The organism is Paraplanobispora siamensis, assembly GCF_016863175.1.
GTDB lineage: Bacteria > Actinomycetota > Actinomycetes > Streptosporangiales > Streptosporangiaceae > Planobispora > Planobispora siamensis.
Genome location: NZ_BOOJ01000058.1, coordinates 1 through 17231, shown reverse-complemented (window position 1 = coordinate 17231; position 17231 = coordinate 1). Strand labels below are relative to the sequence as shown.

Below are 17231 nucleotides of genomic sequence, written 5' to 3'. Positions count from 1 at the left end.
CGCGCTGCTGCAGACTCCTGATTCCTTCTCTGTTCTCGGGTCCTCGCGGTCCCGGGGGTGATCAGCCGAAGTCCAGGGCGACCTTGGTCCAGCCGGGCTCACGGCGGTCGAAGGCCTGATAGGCCTCGATCACCGAGGGCAGCTCCTGCTGCCGGGTCAGGACCGTGGTCGGGTCGGCCGCCCCGGTGGCGATCTTGCTGAGCAGGCCGGGGACGTAGCGGCGGTGATTGCAGTTGCCGGCCTGGACGGTGAGGTTGCGGTTCATCGCCGCGCCCAGCGGGAAGCTGGTGTGCTGCGGCGGGTAGACGCCGATGATGCCGATCGTGCCCGCCTTGGCCGCCATCTCCACCGCCCAGCGCAGCGCCTGACTGGGGGCGTCGCCCGGCTGCCACAGCTCACCTTGCGGGTTGGTCTGCGGGGCGGCCTGCCGCCGCTCGCGCTCGAAGTCCCGGCGCTCCTGCTCGGCCTGCTCGGCGGCGGGCCCGGTGCGGGGGCTCTCGGCATCGACGCCGACGGCGTCGATGACCCGGTCGGCGCCGATGCCGCCGGTCAGATCCTTGACCACTTGGACGGGGTCCTCGGCGGTGAAGTCGATGGTCTCGGCGTTCTGCAGGCGGGCGGTCTCCAGCCGGTCGGCGTTGCCGTCGACGATCAGCACCCGCCCGGCGCCCTGCATGCGGGCCGACAGCGCGGCGAGCTGGCCGACCGGCCCGGCGCCGAGCACCACGACGACGTCGCCCTCGCCGACTTCGGCCAGGCGGGCACCGTACCAGCCGGTGGGGAAGATGTCGCTGACGGTGATGGCCTGCTCGTCGGTGACCCCGGGCGGGACGGCGACCATGCCGGTGTGGGCGTAGGGGATGCGGGCGTACTCGGCCTGCAGCCCGTCGAAGGGGCCGGTGGTCTGCGGCCCGCCGTAGAACGACGTGCCGGCCGCGGGCCCGTTGGGGTTGGCCACGTCGCACTGGGCGAAGTATCCGGCCCGGCAGTACGAGCAGCGCCCGCAGGCGATGGTGGAGCACACCACGACCCGGTCGCCCGGGCGGAAGTTGCGCACCTGCGGCCCGACCTCCTCCACCACGCCCACGGCCTCGTGACCGAGTACGGTGCCCGGGCGCATGCCGGGCATGGTGCCGCGCACGAAGTGCAGGTCGGTGCCGCAGATGGCGCTGGTGGTGATACGGATGATCGCGTCCTCGGGTCCGTTCAGCGACGGCTCGGGCACCTGCTCGACGGCGATCTTGCCGACGTCGTGCCAGACCACTGCCTTCATCGGCTCGTCCTTTCAGAACGCATAGCTGGGATTTCCCCCATGCCCTCTCCTGCTCGAATAACCCTGCGACGGACAGAACGGGACACGACGGCCTGGCATAGCACCGTTTTTCATCCTGTGGCGCACCCGGCAGCGCCTGAACCGCGAGGAGGAGGCTCCAGAGCGCGGCGAGCTCGGCTTGCTGCAGGCGGGCGGCCGGGGTCAGGCGGGCACGGCGGCGGAGGCCACCCGGGAGGATTGCCCAGCCGCTCCATCGGCCGCGCTGCCTGGTGGCATACTGCGGCGGGGAGAGCGAGGTGAGAACGACGACCGGATTCGATGTGCGCCGCAACCAGATCCTGGCGGCCGTACCCGAACAGGAACTGCAGCACCTGAACGGGCATCTGCAGCCGGTGGCGCTGGAAGTCGGCCAGGTGCTCTATCGCCCGCACCAGCGGATGCAGCAGGTGTACTTTCCGCTGACCGGGGTGGTCTCCCTGACGGCCGAGCTGGAGGATGAGCAGGTGGTGGAGGTGGCCACCATCGGCAATGAGGGCATGATCGGCCTGCCGGTGTTCCTGGGCGCCGCCTCCCCCGCCGAGTGCGCCTCGGTGCAGATCACCGGGAGGGCGCTGCAGATGAGCGCCGAGCAGTTCCGCCATGAGGCCGCCGTCCTCGACGGCGGGCTGCAGGCCGCGCTGCAGCGCTACACCCAGGCCTTGTTCATCCAGCTGGCCCGCAACGCCGCCTGCAACGGCGCCCACAGCATCCGTCAGCGCTGCGCCCGCTGGCTGCTGATGACCGCCGACCGCGTGTAGGTCGAGGTCTTCGAGCTGACCCAGGAGTTTTTGGCGCAGATGCTGGGAGTGCGCCGGGCCTCGGTCAGCGAGGTCGCCGCCGCCCTGGCCGCCGACGGCTGCATCGCCTATCACCGCGGCACCATCACCATCCTTGACCGGGACCGGTTGCAGGACGCCGCGTGCGCCTGTTATGCGATCATCGGCGAGGCCTTCGCCACCGCCTACCAGGACCTGCGCTGAACGAGCCGCGTCGAGCACGTCTTCGCCCGGATGGAGAACGACAAGATCCTGCGCGACTGCCGGCAGAAGGGCACCAGTCTCCACCACGCAGTCCAGGCCGTCGCCCACATGCGCAACCTCGCCCTGCCGGCATGACCACGACAGCCGCAAACCTGTCCTGACCCGCCCACTCACGACCTTCCGCAATGCCCTTCAGCGCGGCGACTCGCCGGTCGGGTGCGTGGTCACTCCGCTCTGCCGGCGACGCCGTCGAGCAGGACGCGCAGGTAGGCGTCGACGCGGGCGGCCGGGGTGGGGCCGAGGCCGAGCGCGAAGGCCGTGCCGCAGACCAGATGATGGAGGTCCTCGTCGGTGAGTCCCGGACGCAGGGCGCCGGTCTCGCGGGCGCGGGCAAGGACCGTCCTGGCCAGAGCGTTGAACTCGTTGCGCTGGGCGGTGGTCTGCGGGATCGCGTCGTCGGTGGCGGGTGAGGCGATCACCTCGGCGAAGGCGGGGTCGGCCAGTTGCTGCAGGAGCAGGGCTCGCAGCAGGATCTCGACTCCCGTCCACGGATCGTCGTGCAGGGACGCGGTCCGGGCGCCGTCCAGGACGGCGGCGAAGGCGGGCTCGGCCAGGGCCTCCAGCAGCGCCCGGCGGGTGGGGAAGTGCCGGTATACGGTGCCCACGCCCATGCCCGCGCGGCGGGCCATCTCGTTGAGCTGCAGTGACAGGTCACCCGAGGCGACCGCCTGACGTGCCGTCGCCAGCAGGAGGGCGCGGTTGCGGGCGGCATCGGCACGCAGCGAGGTCATGGCCCGAGTCTACCTAAACGGATTGACAATCCGTTTCCTGTCACCTTGAATCGGATGACTTATCCGTTTATTTCCGGGAGGGACCATGGACAGCACCGTGGACTGGAGTGTCACCGATCTCGGCGACCAGAGCGGCCGCACCTTCGTCGTCACCGGCGCCAGCAGCGGCCTCGGTGTGGCGATCACCCGCCACCTCGCCGCGCGCGGCGGCCGGGTGATCATGGCCGTACGGGACACCGCCAAGGGCGGCCGGGTCCGGGACCAGTTGCGCGCCGCAGACCCCAAGGCCGATCTCGACGTCCGCCACCTCGACCTGCTCGACCTGCGCACCGTCCGGCGGTTCGCCGACGACCTGCGCGCCGACGGCGTGATCGTCGATTCGCTGGTGAACAACGGCGGCATCGGCACGGTGGCGCGCCGGCTGAGCCCCGAAGGAGTGGAGAGCCAACTGGCGACCAACCACCTCGGCCACTACGCGCTGACCGGTCTTCTTCTCGACCGGATGGCCGAGGGCGGTGCCGTGGTGACCGTCGCCTCCAGCCTCTATCGGATGGGCCGCCTCGACCTCGACGACCTGGCCGCCGAACGCCGCTACTCACCTGGTGGCGCCTACGCCACCTCCAAGCTCGCCAACGTGCTGTTCGGCCTGGAGCTTGACCGCCGCCTCCGCGCCGCCGGATCGCCGGTCCGCAGCCTGCTCGCCCACCCCGGCATGGCCAAGACCGACCTGGATCGACAGGCGGCGCTTTTGCCGCGCACGGTCCAATCCGTGCTGGGTGTCTTCTTCCGGCTGCCGATCGATGCAGCCGTCGCGCCGATCCTCTACGCGGCCACCGAGGCCGCCGCCCCCACCGGCAGACACATCGGCCCGGGCCGTCCGCGCCGCCCCCGCCCGACCTTCGAGACCTTCACCGGCGCCGCCGCCGACACCGCCCTCGCGGCCCGCCTCTGGGACCGCTCCCGCCAGCTCACCGGCGTCGACCTGACGTACGGGGACAGACAACATAAGCACTAAAAGAGCACGTCGCAGGTCAGAAGGTACACGAAGGTTCCAGCAGCCCTGATGGAAGATCCGCCCGAGGCGGTTGATCAGCCGTCCTCGGCCGCAGACGGCGGCGGTCATTCCACAGTGGCGGTGAGACGCTGCACGAACGACAAAGTCCGGGAACGCGGCGCTGGGCACGTCCAGGTGCCCGGCACCGGGACAGCGGTGGTATTGCACGGCGCTGCCCGCCGCGCTCAGATCCGCGACCAGGCGATCACCGCGACCGGGGCGGCGCTGAGCGCTCATCTGAGCAACGGCTGGTCCCCGGCCGGCCCTCGTGCGCCCGGCTGCTCAATAGCGCCTGAACGCGCAAAAGCCCGTCGAGCTGGATGTCTACCTGCCCAAAGGGCTTTTCGCACCGTGTCGGGACGACAGGATTTGAACCTGCGGCCCCTTGACCCCCAGAACATGTGAGGAGGCGTTTTCGCAGTTCAGTGACGTTCCTATAGCCACGGCTTCTGTTCGGCGACGTGCAGGCTGCCCGACTGCGTGGATGATGTGTGGTCCCCGCCTGGTCATCATCCTTTCTCAACCGATCTCCTTAACTATGTAGATCAAGATTTGACCCGCCACTCCGTGCCCGCCCCAGTACCTGACCCCTCTTCCCCATCTCTCCATGAGGAGACCTACGCCTCGTCACGGCCTCGGCCGGGGCGACCAGAGCACGATGGGCCGGCTGAGCCTTGAAGGCGGTCTCTGCCGCAGTAGCCGCATCGCCATCACCGCAGTGTCCGAGGGTGCGGCGGCCGCCGGCTTGGCTCACATGGCCATGCCGACCCGCCTTCTCCTTATCCGGGAAGTTTTTCCAGTGCTGCCTTCGGGGGCATGGCGACGTTACCCGGAGAGATCCCGGCGTTTCTCCCTGGATAAGAGGAGTTATCCGGGGAGACGCGAAACGGAAGATCCGTACCGGACCCTGCGCCTGGTTGGCGATGAGCAGTCACCGCTGCTCATCTCTGCTCCTGCGGCGAATGCCGCATCGATGCCCGATGCAGCCGCGAACTGGCCCGCCACCAACGGCACCCACCAAGATCGTGCAGCGAGGCGGTGAGCCGCGCCGGCGGCGGGCACTCAGATCGGCCGTAGCTGCCTGGGGGCATCGCGGGGGCAGATCTGGGCCATCCGGATCCGGCGCCAGGCGCTGCTCCATGCCATCACATCCTGCTCGCTTCCGCCGCAGGCGCGGACAAACGCGATCAGTAGCTCATACGGCGGGAGCCTGTCCTTTTTGAGGGTCTCGCACAGCGTGCTCGGGGCAAAACCGCCGCAGGAGCGGCGCGCCAGCTCCCGCAGCGACGGCTCACCGGACCAGATACGCAGCTGGCGCATCAGGTCGACCAGCTCAGCCGGCGTATTGGCGGTCAGCGGTTTGGGCTTGAGCGGGTATTCCTTGTCGTCGTCGATCTGGGCGATCGTTTTGGCTGGAGCACCGGCAGGGGTGGCCTTTCTCGGGGAACTGGCCGGAGAGTTTCCTTCTGCCGTCTTTCCATCCTCCAGCAGGGCTTTTTTATGCAGGGCGAGGATGGCATTGCGTGCTTCGCTGCCGAAATTCCTCAGGTCGATGATGTGGTTGACGGATTTGAGGGAGGGGACCAGGCCCCCTCGCGCGTCTCGTGCCAGGTTTCTGGCGAGAACACCAGCGAACTGATCGTCTTGTTCGGACAGGCGGACGTCGTTCAGCACCTCGGCCAGTGTGCCGGCAAGGCGCTGATAGAGCTGCTGGAGCATGGGCGGCATGTTCGTCGCGTGCAGATTGGTCTGGCGCAGGTGATCGAGGGAGACGTGGTCGAACACCAGGCGTTCGGCGTGAGGATGGCGCACTTCCATCGATCATGCTCCTGGCCTGCGGGTCAGGAGGGTGGACAGGAGCGTGAGGGCGAGCAGGCAACCGCCGCCGATCAGCAGGAGAACCTCGTCGGGAGTGTGGCCCTGCCGGGTGAGTGCGGCGATGAAGATGAGGATGATGATCAGGACGACGGGAACGACTACCTCGTGTACACCGACGGCAGGAAGTGCGATGCTGAATGAGAACATGAATCATTCTCTCTTTGGGATTGACATGCGGAACCTGACATATGCCACATCTCGGCCGATTCGCTCGATGGGGGCAACCATCGCAGGAGCGGATTTGTCGGATGTGTCATGGGCACCCTACCGACCTTCTCGAGCGATCACACGTTGTTCACTTTTCTGCTCGCAGTCGCCGCCATCCACGGCCGTTCGCCGGTGTTCGCAGATGTTCGTAGACGTTTGTCTCCAGCCCATACCGTTTCTCAGTGCGTATTGACGTTCATATTTGCTTGCCAGGTTCGCTTTGCCCTGTTTGTTCGGTTGTAATGGAGAACAACAACGGTGAACATTCGAAGTGTGCAGTTGTGAGCTGGTGGGGAGTTTCGGATTGACATGCGGAACCGCCCAGATCACGCATGAGGGTGCGCCGGGGCAACGGTGGACCCGGCAAAGGTTCGCATCCTGCGGTGAGCAGGATGCGAACCTTTGCTTTGCCCTCGATGCGGACCGGGCCCACAACTGGCCGCCTCGATGCTGCTTGCGCTTCAGGTCGCTCCAGCTGCGTGGCCATCGCGGCGAAGAGAGAAGAGCACCTTGCCGGCGATGGACTGCCCGCCAGGCCATCACCGCTGCCCAGCACGCCCGGGCTGATGCGGGCCGGTCGGGTGCACCGGATCCACAAGCACCGCGTCGGTGCCCCCGTGGGCAGAAAACCCCAACCTCGTAAGGCTGTGGTGGAGCTGGGCTCAGCGAACGCCAGGCCCGGAATGGGAGGGCGCCTCAGGTCGGGTCGGGAGGCGGCGGCTCGGTCACCGGTTCCGGAGGCGGCGGCTCAACCGAGGGCTCCGGTGGCGGTGCCTGCATCTCCTGCGCCGGGACGGTGGAGACCGGCGTGGGCGCGGGCTCATCGGCGAACACACTGCCGAGTACCGCGAACGCGCCGATGGCCAAAACGAGCAATCCCAGACCTCCGGCCCCGGCCGCAGCACCAGCTGGAAGTCTGCGAACATGCGCCCGGACGGTAACCGTTCGCCCGCTGCGAAGGGTCCGCGTGTGCCGGCGGACCCGTGTCGTGCGCCCCTCGCTCATGCCCTGGGAGGGTAGGCCGCGCAGGCCGGGTAAGGAGAGTCACGTCGCGGTGGGCATTGCCTAACGACCAGGTGACCATACCCACCCCCATAGCGGGATCAAGCCGACGACTCCTCCACCAGATAGCGTCAAAATGGCGTCAGGCGTCGTTGCGGAAGAGCATCGGGCAACCACGGCTCTCCATCCTGGAAACCGTCTCGGAACTCAATCTCCGGAGAGAAACTTTTGGGATGAGTTCCGGGATGATCCGGAGTGATCGCTCCTGCAAAAACTGTCGATTTCCGAAGTCACCTGCACAGATGTCGGAAGTCCTCTGCAACGGGACAGGTGTTAGGTCAGCGCTTGAGGGCCCGATGCCTCTTGAGCAGAGCGGTGATCTTCTCATAGTCCGCGTCGCCGTTCAGTTCGGTCAGCAGATCGTCGGGGCACAGCTCGTAGAGCTCTCCCCACCATCGGCGGGCCCGGTTGTCCCAGATGCGGTAGCCGCCCGGCACTCCTCGGGCCACGTACCGTCTCCTACTCACCGACCGCCTCCGGATCGTTTCTCCGGGGCGTAGCCGCAGCGCTGCGGGCTGCACGCGGTCTTGTGGTCGCGGCCCCACAGGTAGGTGTCGCGTTCGGTGGCGCGGGCGAGGTGGACCAACCGGAGTTGCCGGCTTCGGCGCAGGGCTGAGGGCAGGGCGGTGAACGTGTCGGGCAGGACGGCGAGCATCCCGGTGACCTGTTCGCCGTCCTGCATGCGCAGAAGGGCGGTGCACTGCCACCAACGGATCTGTTCGCCTCGGCCGTCTGAGCGGCCGGGCCAGTAATAGTCCGCCGGATCCGGCACCAGGTAGTGGACGCCATCGGGATCCAGGTGGGCCCGTAGCCAGGGCCCGCCTTTGCCGAGGCCGAGCCGAAGCCGTCCGGCTTCGTCGTACAGGGCGCAGACGGTGTCGGTGTCGAGTTCCTTGAGGACACGCGCCTGCGCCGGCAGCGGCCGGTGGCCGGCCGGGGTGCTGACCGGCCAGCGCCCCAGCAGGACGCCGATGCGCTGCCGCGGCGTCATGGGGAACGGGCCCTTGCGATTGACCGGGAGCGGCGGTGGCGTCCAGCCGAGCCCGGCCTGTTCGATATGACGCAGCATCCATACGCGCCCTTCCGGGCCGGCGGTGTGCCAGGCCCAGCCCATCGGCCGTTTCGCCATCGCCTGCTGACGACCACTGCCGCGCGTGCCCCTGCGGGACGGCCGCCAGGGGCGGCGTGGCCGCGCGATCCCCGGCAGGTTGTGGCCCAGGTTGGCCAGGAACCCGATGCGGTCCAGATCATCGTCAAGGGAGCCGTCTTCCGACGCGCGCCGGACGTCCCCGGCTAGGTACCGGATCTCGGTGAACGCCCTGGCCGCCAGGAGCGCGGCCACGTCCCGATCGAGCCCGGCCTCGCGGCGCCTCATGCCGCCCCGCCCGCACGGTCCCGGCCGGCCCGCTCAAGGACCCGGTACACCGTCGGCCGCGACACCGAGAACACCTCGGCCAGGTCGGCGATGGTGTAGGTGCCGGTGGTGTGCATGCGGGCCAGCTCGCTCTGCTGACGGGCATTGAGTTTGGGCTGCTTGCCGCGCAGCTTGCCCTTCGCCTTGGCGACGGCCATGCCCTCGCGGGTGCGCATGCGCAAAAGGTCGACCTCAAACTCGGCGAAGGTGGCCAGGATGTTGAAGAACATCTTGCCCATCGGGTCGAGCGGGTCATACAGGGTGCCGCCGAGCGACAGGCGCACGCCGCGGGCGGCGAGGGTGTCGCCGATGTCGCGGGCGTCGGGCACCGAGCGGGCCAGCCGATCCAGCTTCGGGACCACGAGGGTGTCGCCGGCGCGCACCGCCGCCAGGGCTTGATCCAGTCCGGGGCGCCCCCGGGTGGTGCCGGTCAGGCCGTGGTCGAGGTAGATCCGATCATCCGACACACCGAGGCCGAGCAGGATGTTCTTCTGGGCGGTGAGGTCTTGGGCGTCGGTGGAGCAGCGGGCATAGCCGATCATGGTGGCGGTCACCCGCCAAATGTAAGGTGGGCTCAAGGGATCAACGCACCACCCACAATGACCTGGATCATTGCGGAGGTGCGCATGCGCGACTACGGGCTCTCTCCTGAACGACAAGACGAACTCTGGCAGCGATGGCGCCGTGGGGAATCACTGACCGCCATCGCCCGCAGCATCGGCGCCCCACTGCACCACCTGCGCCGCTTCCTGGCCCAGACCGGCCGCATCCGACCGGCACCGGCCCGCCACGCGCCCCGGCACCTGACCTTCACCGAGGGCGAGGAGATCTCCCGCGGCCTGGCCGCCGGCTCCTCGGCCCAGGCAATCGCCCGCCGGCTGCAGCGGGCCGCCTCGACAGTCTCGCGGGAGATCGCCCGCAACGGCGGACGCGAACACTACCGGGCCCAGCACGCCCAGGTCCATGCTCACCAGTGCGCCCGCCGCCCCAAACGCGCCAAGCTGGCCACCCACCCAAAGCTGCGTCGGCTGGTGGAGGCCAAGCTGGCTCTGCGCTGGTCGCCCGAGCAAATCTCCGGGTGGCTGCGGCGCTGCTTTCCCGACGACGGCGGCATGCGCATCTGTCAGGAGACCATCTACCGCTCGCTGTTCGACCCTCGCCACCAAGCCATCAACCGCACTGGGACCCGGTGGCTGCGCACCGGCCGCCCGATGCGCTACCCGCGCGCGATCCGTCGCCGCGATGGCCGTGGCCGCCTCCGCGACATGCTCTCCATCGGCGCCCGTCCCGCAGAGGTGCAAGAGCGTCTGGTGGCCGGCCATTGGGAGGGTGATCTGCTGATGGGCGCCCGCCCGTCGGCGATCGCCACGCTGGTCGAGCGCACCAGCCGCTACGTGCTATTGGTGGCGCTGCCTGACGGGCTCAAGACCCAGCAGGTACGGCCGCATCTGACCCGCGTGGTCAGCGGACTACCAGTGGCAGTGCGCCGCTCGCTGACCTGGGATCGCGGCCGCGAGATGGCCGAGCACCGGCTGTTGACCGCTGCCACCGGGATGCCGGTCTACTTCTGCCACCGGCGCAGCCCCTGGCAGCGCGGCAGCAACGAAAACAGCAATGGGCTGCTGCGGCAGTATCTGGCCAAAAGCGCCGACTTGCGCACCTTCACGCAAGCCGACCTGGATGCCATCGCCACTGAGCTCAACGACCGGCCTCGAAAGCTGCATGGGTTTCGCAGTCCGACTGAGGTCTACGCTGACCTCGTCAAGGCTGGTGGTGCGTTGACTCCTTGAGAGCGCCGAGTGGCGCGGAACAACCCCCTGAGCGACCGGCCCGCATCGCGGCGGAGGGGGAAACATCTTTCGGTAAACTGTTCGAATCTGCCGATCCGGCAGTCTCGGGCGCCTGGTCTCGCTCGCCGTCACAAGGACCAAGGAGCCCGCGCCATGACCGAGTCCGCCCTCTCCCACGCACTGATCGAGCAGGTCCGCGCCGACCTGAGCCGCGCCGGGTTCGTCGTCGACCCGGCCGCCGTGGCCGTCGACGGCGGCGTGCACGTCGCCCACGACGCACGCCGCGGCGTCGTGGTGTCCTGGGCGACCACCGCGCAGATGACCACCAGCGATCTGGCCGGCCACCACCACGTACGGGCCGCGGTGCATCTGGCACTGCTGACCATCCTGACCGGCGCCGGCTACACGGTGGCCAGCGATCCGGCCAGCGGCGAAGTCATCGTCACCGGCCTGCCCGCATAGAAGGAGCCCGCCGTCGACGACGGCCAGGAGCACGCCCGTCCCGGGCCGATCCCCCGGGACGGCGCTCGACTGGGTGAGCAGGAGGTGGCCCAGCTCGCTGCGGCGGCCAGGTGAGCTCCTCACCGACCACGACCCGGGTAACCGGCTCCTACGACATCTCCTGTGCGATCAGGCTGCACGCACACTGGCTGTCATCGCGCCGGTGGACGCCCGCAGTGCGGCGAAGTTTTCCGGCACCTGCGTGGGCTTGGGATCGAAGGTCACATCAGGGCGCGGAGAGACCGGGCCTGCCGTGGGATACGACGTGGGCGAGGCGGTGGGCGAGGCCGTGGGCGAGCAGGTCGGGGGGTTGGTCGGATTCGGCGTCGGCAGCGGCGTGGCCAGACAGGTCGGACGCGGTGTCGGCGAGCTGTCAGCTACCGCCATCGGAGCGCTCAACGCGGTAACCAGCACAGACAACGCTGTTATAGAAAAAATCTTGCCTATGTGCATGACGCCAGCATCTCGGCGCCAACTTGGATCTTGGTTGCAACTGAAAGGTCGCTCCACAAGACCGACCCAGCCGAAGCGGAGAACACCACAATGGCCAGGCCACTGATCCGACAACTGATGTCTTCACCGCTGAGCTAGCGCCTCGGGACCGGGCGAGTGAGGTGGCCGACCGATCTGGCAGCTGGGCGCCGGTCGGATCGGCGGCGTGCAGTTGGTACCACCAGTGCTGGCCGACCCTGCGGCGGTACGTCGTGACGTCACCGGCGACCTGGCCATGTCCGCGCGAGCTCGCCTGGCCGGCCTGCGGCCCGTCCGGCTAGACCTGCCGAACGCCACGCACCGCCCGCCCAAGCCGCCACGCGGCTCCAAGCACCCGGCCCTGACCATGGACACCGAGTCCAGCTGACCCGGGCCGGAGCCCGCCCTCCTGCTTAGCTCGGGCCCAGCGACAGCGCCGGTCAACAGCGGATTCTCCGGCACGAGCCGCGCCAATCGCCGCGGCCGCTGGTAACACGTTCGGGGATCGGAGGGCTGATCAAGCTCTGCTTCACGGGCTTTGATCAAATCCGTCATAGGCCTACATGACCGGTCAGGTGAAGATGGCGTTCACGGCGTTGCTCACCTCCGCGAGAGGGACTTTCTCGCGTTCGCGTTCGAAGGTGATCCACTGCTTGCCTTCCGCCGCGATCCCTTCCAGGACGTGCAGGGCGTTGCCGAGGCCTGCCGTGTCGAGAGTCATTTGCGAGGCACCTTGCGGGTCCTTGTCTTCCTTCTCGGTGACGTCTGTGGGTGGATCGGTCACTTTGACCTTGATCGGATCGCCGTTGGTCAGCGTCAGCTCGAAGACGTTCTCTCCGCTGTCGGTCTCGGCCACCTGGACGGAGGTGAACGCGTCGTAGCGGTAGTTGGTACGTGCCAATCGGTGGAAGGCGGCCTTCCGGAAGTCGAGGTGCACGGTCAGCTGCCGCACGCCGTCTTTGGTGAGCAGGAAAAGCAGGATCTTGTACTTCGAGTAGCGCCATGGCCCGTTCGCGACGCGTGCCCTGTCGTAGGAGGGCGTGGCGGGCGCCTCGATGAAGGCGTGGGCCAAGACGTCCTGCCGCTTCAGCCTGTAGAGGCCCATCGCCTGTTCCATCAGCGCCTTGCGGTCGCATTCCAGCCAGCGGGCCATCTGAAGATCATCCGGCCTGTCGGCGAGTTTGCGCTTCCACCGCTCGCAAGCCGCCTGGCGGTCGGCCCGCAGGCTCGCCTTCTCCGCCTTGTCAGCGGCGTGGCGCTTGTACTCCGCGGCGATGCGCAACCAGAGGCGAGCCGCGAACCAGACCGAGACCACGGCGACGAACGCGGTCAGGGACACAGTGAACGCCCTGACGTGCGCGCCGCTCCAGATCAGGAAGACGCCTGCCGCGGCCGCCGCGATCGCGGCGAGCGCGCACATCGCTTTCCTGGACAAGGGGACGCGCAGCTCTTTGCGGTAGTCCCACAGGCTGCCCGCCTGCCAGCGCCGCGCGACGTCGGCGACCAGGTAACGGGTCAGCCAGGCGACTTGCTTGGCGTTGACCGTGCTCTCCCGGTAAACGGTGACGACCTCATCACGCAAGGCCCGGCGCACCCCCGCCGTCTCCGACAGCCAGCGGGCCTGGTCCGCGCCGCGCGGGACGTATAGCGCGAAATAGTGGTTGAACTGCTGGTCGATCTTGCTGACGAAGCCATCGCCGCGCCTAGTGGTGGCCGGTCGGTGCAGATACTCGCGGTCCTTCGCCTGGCGGCGCTCCTTCTTGCACCGCCACTCCACGCCGATGCGCACGCTCGTGTAGCAGCTGGCCGCCAGAACCAGCAGAGCGAACAGCGCGGCCGTCCCGGTGTGCTGCCATGCCGTGACCCCGATGAAGCCGACGGTCACCAAGGCCAGCGCGGTGGTCACCGTCGCTCCGGTCCAGGCGCCGAACCCAATGCGGACGGGATCGGCCGGCCGTACCCGTGCGCCGATGGGATCCGGCTGGAAGAACTTCCAGGCCCGGCCCAGCCGATCATTCGCGCAGCGGTCACTTCTGGCCGCCTCGAACGCGTGCGTCCACAGGGCGTCCTCAGCGGAGCTGTCCAGGAACATCTCCATGTGCTGCAGGACGTCGTTGCGCTGCTCGTCGGTCAGCTTCTGGAGTTCCTGCTCTAGGTCGGCGGCCCCGTTCTCCGTCGGACGGGATGTCAGGAGGTGGTCGATCAGTTTGATCGCGTCGGCCCACTCGTCATCGGCTTTGACGGCGCCGCGCACGCAGCGCAGTATGGCGATCTCCGCCGGCGGCACCTGCTGCAGGGTACGTCCGCTGAGCAGGGCCAGCAGCAGGTAGAAGCAGGACAGACCGTTGATGTAGTTGCGCAGGACCACCGCGTCGCGGATGTGCTCGCGAGCCTCCCGGGCCATCCCGGCGCGCAGGGAATTGAGCCCCACCTCGAAAGTCTGCTCGGGTGAGAGGGCGGCTGTGGCTTGGTAGACGTTGACAGGTCCGTGGATGGCCTCCGCCTGGACGGCGACGTTCGCCGAGTCCATGGCGAGGTTGGTCGGGCCGGAGGGGGAATCGTTCACAGGACGCCCCGGATGGCCGCGATGACGGCTGAGACGTGGGCCGCCAGCTCCGCCACGTCCGCCAGGAGCCCACGGAGTCTCTTGAGCGCGATCACCGCCTTGCTCCTGCCCTGCTCGGTGCTCTCGGACAACGATTCGGCGGCGGCGGTGATCTCTTCCTCCGCCGCGGCGAACGTCTCCTCGTCCACTTCCTGGGCCTTGCGCGCCCTGGCAAGCCGGTCGCGCAGTTCGGCGAGCTGGATCGCCGGATCGGCTGCCTGGGGCTCGGACGGGTGCCCGACGGTGACGTTGCCGTGAATGTGCCCGGCCTGCACACCCACCCGGGCATTGTCGCGAGCGACATTCTTCACGCGGTCGGTCATGCCTTCCGCCTCTCTCCTCTTGGTCGCCGGATGGTTCTCGTGCTCTGCGGCCAGTTCCCGAGCCAGGGCCACGGCGAAGGCGGCGGCGTTGGCCGCTGCCTTCGGCTGCCAGTTTCGGCCGTCGGTCGCGGTCTTGGTGCCGTCGGCGCGGTCGCTGATGCCGCGGACCACGGCCATGGGCAGTGACCTGTTGTGATGGGCGGCCTGGGCCACGCCGGCCGACTCCATCTCGATCGCGAGCGCGTCGTTGTAGGTCTGGCGCACCCACCGGGCGTGCGCGGAGATCGCCGAATCCTGTACGACCTCACCGGCCGCGATCGGGCCGAAGCGCACCGCGGGCACGGCCGTGCCCGCGGGCAGGTGACGGATCCAGCTCTGGGTGCGGTAGAGGTGGCGGGCGATCTGGTCGGTCTCGTGGTCGATCTCCCACACGCGCGGACGGGCTTTGAGGCCATCGTCTTCGCTGGTGCCGCCGTGGTAGGCGTACACGTGCGTGGCCACCACCACATCGCCCAGACCGATGCCGGGCCACAGGGCCCCGGCGACCCCCACGAACAGCAGCGCCGACGGTGAGAACTCGGCGATCGCCCGCTCGGTGATCACCGCCGCGGGATGGTTGCCCTTGCCGACCAGGCCCAGGGCCACCCGGCGTCCGTCGCCGTCCAGACGGCCGAGCTCGAAGCGGGTGCCGGCGGTGTGGCGGTGCACGCACAGGTCGGTCAGATGCCCGCGGACGGCCTGATACTCCAGATCCAGTGCGGTGAGAATCACGATCATGACCATCGACCTCCTAAGGCCGAGTCATCGGGGGATTGAGGACGTGGACCGGGCCCGCCCTGAACAGCCGGGCGGGCCGCCCGTTGGGGGTCTTGCGCATCGGTCCGTCGGCGACGATGAAGCCGTGGGCGCCCTGGACTTTGCGGTAGAAGTTGCGGGGGTCGAGGCGGACGTCCCAGACCGCCTCGTACACCTGCTGCAGCTCCGAGATGGTGAAGGTCTCGGCGCAGAACGCGGTGGCCAGGGCGGTGTGCTCCAGCTTGGCCCGCGCGCGCTCGACTCCGTCGACGATGATGCGGCGATGGTCGAACGCCAGCTCCGTGCCCGGGGCCAAGGCGTCCTCCACCGGCATCCAGGAAGCGCCGGCGGCGTCGGTGCCGGCGACCGGCTCCGGCAGGCGGGGCGCGACGGCCAGGTAGGCGACGGACACGACGCGGCCGCGTGGGTCACGGTCCGGCTCGCCGTACACGGCCAAGGGCTCCAGGTGCACGTCGGACAGGCCCGCCTCCTCCGACAACTCGCGCCGCGCCGCCGCCTCGATGTCCTCGTGCTCATCATGCAGAAAGCCGCCCGGCAGGGCGAGGGCGCCGAGGAACGGGGCGATACCGCGTTCCACGAGCAGGATGTGCAGCCGTGCCTCGCGCAGGGTCAGGATCACCAGGTCGACCGCGAGCAGGATGCGCGGCGGCTGCCACGGGGAGTCGGGCATGAACACACCATATCTTTTTGTCAGATCGACAGAAAGTCCTCGCGGGGTATAGGGAACGGCCCTGTGGCGGAACCGGAATGCACATCAAGTCGGTTCGGGCAGCTCGGCAGGGGTGACCAGGACAGGGCATCCCAAGGCGTTGGCGTGCGTTCCGGTTCTGCCGCAATCCAGAATTCGATCAGGGATTCGGACCGGAAGCCTTCAGCAGCAGAAGTGATCATTTAAGGTCCGTCCGTGCATCAATCGATAGCCGGGCCGGACAGTCACGCCACCACGGTAGATCAAGCCCCTCCATAGGGCCGTTTCACAGACAGGGCGTTTGCGCCGACCTATGAAACACGGCTCGCCCTGGATGGTCGATCGTCGCTCCGCCGTTTCATAGGCGGTCACCTATGAAACAGTGAGACGGCTCTCTGCTGTGATCACGCTCGCGTGCGGGCTTTAGCTCACCAGAGAAGCAGACAAAGCCCCCAGTGGCGGGCCAGAAAGTGTGATGCGCCCGCCCGGCCGGCGGGCATCGACCCAGACCGTGACCGGCCCAACGGTGTGCAGGGCAGGGCCCAGCGCACCGGTGCGGGCCCGGGCGGTGATCTGGTCGAGGGCGCGGCAGGTTCGTTTCTTTGGCTGGCCACCTCTCAGCATCGGCTGATATCGGCCGATGGGAACAGTGGCCTTGCCGGCCCTGTGATCGTTTTCCTGCCGTTTTCACCGTGAAGGACTATCCATGTCATCGGCTCTTTCTGTGCCGGGTACGCCGGCGCGGCGGTCGCTGGCCGCCCGCGGTCGCGACCTGCCGCTGACCGCCAAGATCTTCGCCGCCGTCGCCGCGGTGGCCACCGCCGGCCTGCTGGTGATCGGGGTGAGCGTCAGCGGTCTCAACACCGCCGACGAGGAGGCCTCGGCCATCTACACCGGCGGGGTGCGCCCGATCGAGACGCTGGCGCAGCTGCACACCGAGGTGCTGCAGGTACGCAACCTGGTGCTCAACTACTACCTGTCGGATGCCGAATACCGGAAGACGAACGCGGCCGACATGCACGCGCTCGACGCCGCCATCGACAAGAACGCCGAGGCGTTCGCTCCGATGACGGCCGACAGGGCCGCCTCGGACCGGCTGTATGCCGACTGGGTCGCATACGTCAAGATCCGCGACGAGAAGATCATGCCGGCCGCCGACAGCGGTGACCTGGACGCCTTCTGGGAGGGCTTCAACGAGGCCGAGCCGATCACCGAGCGCATCGATGAGGGCTTCGCCACCCTGCGCGCCGCCCAGGCCAAGACCGCCGAAGCCAACGCCAACGACGCCCGCAACACCGTCGGCGACGTCGTCACCCAGGTCGGCGTCATCGGCGCCCTC

18 protein-coding genes and 1 pseudogene are annotated in these 17231 nt (G+C 68.3%); 8 read left to right on the top strand and 11 right to left on the bottom strand.

Features of this window, described 5'->3' with window-relative positions:
• Positions 1–61: 61 nt before the first annotated feature.
• On the bottom strand, positions 62–1273 hold the full coding sequence (locus tag Psi01_RS32695) for an alcohol dehydrogenase catalytic domain-containing protein (protein ID WP_204068005.1): 1212 nt from the start codon (positions 1271–1273) through the stop codon (positions 62–64).
• 296 nt (positions 1274–1569) lie between these two features.
• On the opposite strand from Psi01_RS32695, the gene Psi01_RS32690 reads away from it, so the two are divergent.
• From Psi01_RS32690 to Psi01_RS44610, 3 genes and pseudogenes are all read left to right on the top strand, one after another.
• Positions 1570–2070: a Crp/Fnr family transcriptional regulator gene (locus tag Psi01_RS32690; protein ID WP_204068004.1), complete on the top strand. Its 501-nt coding sequence runs from the start codon at positions 1570–1572 to the stop codon at positions 2068–2070.
• A 15-nt stretch (positions 2071–2085) separates the two neighbouring features.
• Positions 2086–2292, top strand: a complete 207-nt coding sequence (locus Psi01_RS32685; RefSeq protein ID WP_275424629.1) for a Crp/Fnr family transcriptional regulator — start codon at positions 2086–2088, stop codon at positions 2290–2292.
• Between the two features lie 3 nt (positions 2293–2295).
• Positions 2296–2427: pseudogene (locus Psi01_RS44610) on the top strand (IS5/IS1182 family transposase); the annotation flags it as partial.
• 89 nt (positions 2428–2516) lie between these two features.
• On the opposite strand, the gene Psi01_RS32680 reads toward Psi01_RS44610, so the two are convergent.
• Positions 2517–3083, bottom strand: a complete 567-nt coding sequence (locus Psi01_RS32680) for a TetR/AcrR family transcriptional regulator (RefSeq protein WP_204068002.1) — start codon at positions 3081–3083, stop codon at positions 2517–2519.
• Between the two features lie 85 nt (positions 3084–3168).
• On the opposite strand from Psi01_RS32680, the gene Psi01_RS32675 reads away from it, so the two are divergent.
• On the top strand, positions 3169–4098 hold the full coding sequence (locus Psi01_RS32675) for an SDR family NAD(P)-dependent oxidoreductase (protein ID WP_204068001.1): 930 nt from the start codon (positions 3169–3171) through the stop codon (positions 4096–4098).
• 1101 nt (positions 4099–5199) lie between these two features.
• Here Psi01_RS32675 and Psi01_RS32670 read toward each other — a convergent pair.
• The 5 genes from Psi01_RS32670 to Psi01_RS32650 all read right to left on the bottom strand — a co-directional run bounded on the left by Psi01_RS32670 (position 5200) and on the right by Psi01_RS32650 (position 9252).
• A complete protein-coding gene (locus tag Psi01_RS32670) occupies positions 5200–5955 on the bottom strand; it encodes a hypothetical protein (RefSeq protein ID WP_204068000.1) in 756 nt (251 codons plus the stop codon).
• A gap of 3 nt (positions 5956–5958) precedes the next feature.
• Entirely contained in the window at positions 5959–6162 is a 204-nt protein-coding gene (locus Psi01_RS32665) for a hypothetical protein (protein WP_204067999.1), read from the bottom strand.
• Positions 6163–7562: 1400 nt separating this feature from the next.
• Positions 7563–7733: a hypothetical protein gene (locus Psi01_RS32660; protein ID WP_204067998.1), complete on the bottom strand. Its 171-nt coding sequence runs from the start codon at positions 7731–7733 to the stop codon at positions 7563–7565.
• Between the two features lie 14 nt (positions 7734–7747).
• Positions 7748–8659 (bottom strand): hypothetical protein, encoded by a 912-nt coding sequence (locus tag Psi01_RS32655; protein ID WP_204067997.1) that lies wholly within the window; start codon positions 8657–8659, stop codon positions 7748–7750.
• On the bottom strand, positions 8656–9252 hold the full coding sequence (locus tag Psi01_RS32650) for a recombinase family protein (RefSeq protein ID WP_204067996.1): 597 nt from the start codon (positions 9250–9252) through the stop codon (positions 8656–8658). Before Psi01_RS32650 ends, Psi01_RS32655 begins: the two co-directional genes overlap by 4 nt.
• A 72-nt stretch (positions 9253–9324) precedes the next feature.
• Between Psi01_RS32650 and Psi01_RS32645 the strand changes: the two genes are divergently transcribed.
• Together Psi01_RS32645 and Psi01_RS32640 are read left to right on the top strand one after the other, a co-directional pair.
• Complete coding sequence (locus Psi01_RS32645; protein WP_239128191.1) at positions 9325–10488, top strand: IS30 family transposase; 1164 nt, start codon at positions 9325–9327, stop codon at positions 10486–10488.
• A gap of 153 nt (positions 10489–10641) precedes the next feature.
• Positions 10642–10950, top strand: a complete 309-nt coding sequence (locus Psi01_RS32640; RefSeq protein WP_204067994.1) for a hypothetical protein — start codon at positions 10642–10644, stop codon at positions 10948–10950.
• Positions 10951–11118: 168 nt separating this feature from the next.
• Here the strand turns inward: Psi01_RS32640 and Psi01_RS44240 are convergent, their stop codons facing one another.
• Positions 11119–11442: a hypothetical protein gene (locus Psi01_RS44240; RefSeq protein ID WP_204067993.1), complete on the bottom strand. Its 324-nt coding sequence runs from the start codon at positions 11440–11442 to the stop codon at positions 11119–11121.
• A gap of 205 nt (positions 11443–11647) precedes the next feature.
• Between Psi01_RS44240 and Psi01_RS32630 the strand changes: the two genes are divergently transcribed.
• Positions 11648–11848, top strand: coding sequence for a hypothetical protein (locus Psi01_RS32630; RefSeq protein ID WP_204067992.1), 201 nt, complete (start codon positions 11648–11650; stop codon positions 11846–11848).
• A gap of 183 nt (positions 11849–12031) precedes the next feature.
• Here the strand turns inward: Psi01_RS32630 and Psi01_RS32625 are convergent, their stop codons facing one another.
• The 3 genes from Psi01_RS32625 to Psi01_RS32615 are packed head-to-tail and all read right to left on the bottom strand — an operon-like array spanning position 12032 to position 15874.
• Entirely contained in the window at positions 12032–14026 is a 1995-nt protein-coding gene (locus Psi01_RS32625; protein ID WP_204067991.1) for a hypothetical protein, read from the bottom strand.
• On the bottom strand, positions 14023–15165 hold the full coding sequence (locus tag Psi01_RS32620) for a 5'-methylthioadenosine/S-adenosylhomocysteine nucleosidase family protein (protein WP_239128190.1): 1143 nt from the start codon (positions 15163–15165) through the stop codon (positions 14023–14025). The genes Psi01_RS32625 and Psi01_RS32620 overlap by 4 nt, the downstream gene beginning before the upstream one ends.
• 13 nt (positions 15166–15178) lie before the next feature.
• Positions 15179–15874, bottom strand: a complete 696-nt coding sequence (locus Psi01_RS32615; protein ID WP_204067989.1) for an NUDIX hydrolase — start codon at positions 15872–15874, stop codon at positions 15179–15181.
• Between the two features lie 742 nt (positions 15875–16616).
• Between Psi01_RS32615 and Psi01_RS32610 the strand changes: the two genes are divergently transcribed.
• A partial coding sequence (locus Psi01_RS32610) for an MCP four helix bundle domain-containing protein (protein WP_204067988.1) occupies positions 16617–17231 on the top strand: 615 nt, incomplete at its 3' end.

Bases quoted from the DNA above. Each gene is read 5' to 3' on its own strand.
- Psi01_RS32655 (WP_204067997.1), bottom strand. From the start codon at position 8,659: ATGAGGCGCCGCGAGGCCGGGCTCGATCGGGACGTGGCCGCGCTCCTG.
- Psi01_RS32695 (WP_204068005.1), bottom strand. From the start codon at position 1,273: ATGAAGGCAGTGGTCTGGCACGACGTCGGCAAGATCGCCGTCGAGCAG.
- Psi01_RS32665 (WP_204067999.1), bottom strand. From the start codon at position 6,162: ATGTTCTCATTCAGCATCGCACTTCCTGCCGTCGGTGTACACGAGGTA.
- Psi01_RS32620 (WP_239128190.1), bottom strand. From the start codon at position 15,165: ATGATCGTGATTCTCACCGCACTGGATCTGGAGTATCAGGCCGTCCGC.
- Psi01_RS32675 (WP_204068001.1), top strand. From the start codon at position 3,169: ATGGACAGCACCGTGGACTGGAGTGTCACCGATCTCGGCGACCAGAGC.
- Psi01_RS32670 (WP_204068000.1), bottom strand. From the start codon at position 5,955: ATGGAAGTGCGCCATCCTCACGCCGAACGCCTGGTGTTCGACCACGTC.
- Psi01_RS32645 (WP_239128191.1), top strand. From the start codon at position 9,325: ATGCGCGACTACGGGCTCTCTCCTGAACGACAAGACGAACTCTGGCAG.
- Psi01_RS32640 (WP_204067994.1), top strand. From the start codon at position 10,642: ATGACCGAGTCCGCCCTCTCCCACGCACTGATCGAGCAGGTCCGCGCC.
- Psi01_RS44240 (WP_204067993.1), bottom strand. From the start codon at position 11,442: ATGCACATAGGCAAGATTTTTTCTATAACAGCGTTGTCTGTGCTGGTT.
- Psi01_RS32680 (WP_204068002.1), bottom strand. From the start codon at position 3,083: ATGACCTCGCTGCGTGCCGATGCCGCCCGCAACCGCGCCCTCCTGCTG.
- Psi01_RS32615 (WP_204067989.1), bottom strand. From the start codon at position 15,874: ATGCCCGACTCCCCGTGGCAGCCGCCGCGCATCCTGCTCGCGGTCGAC.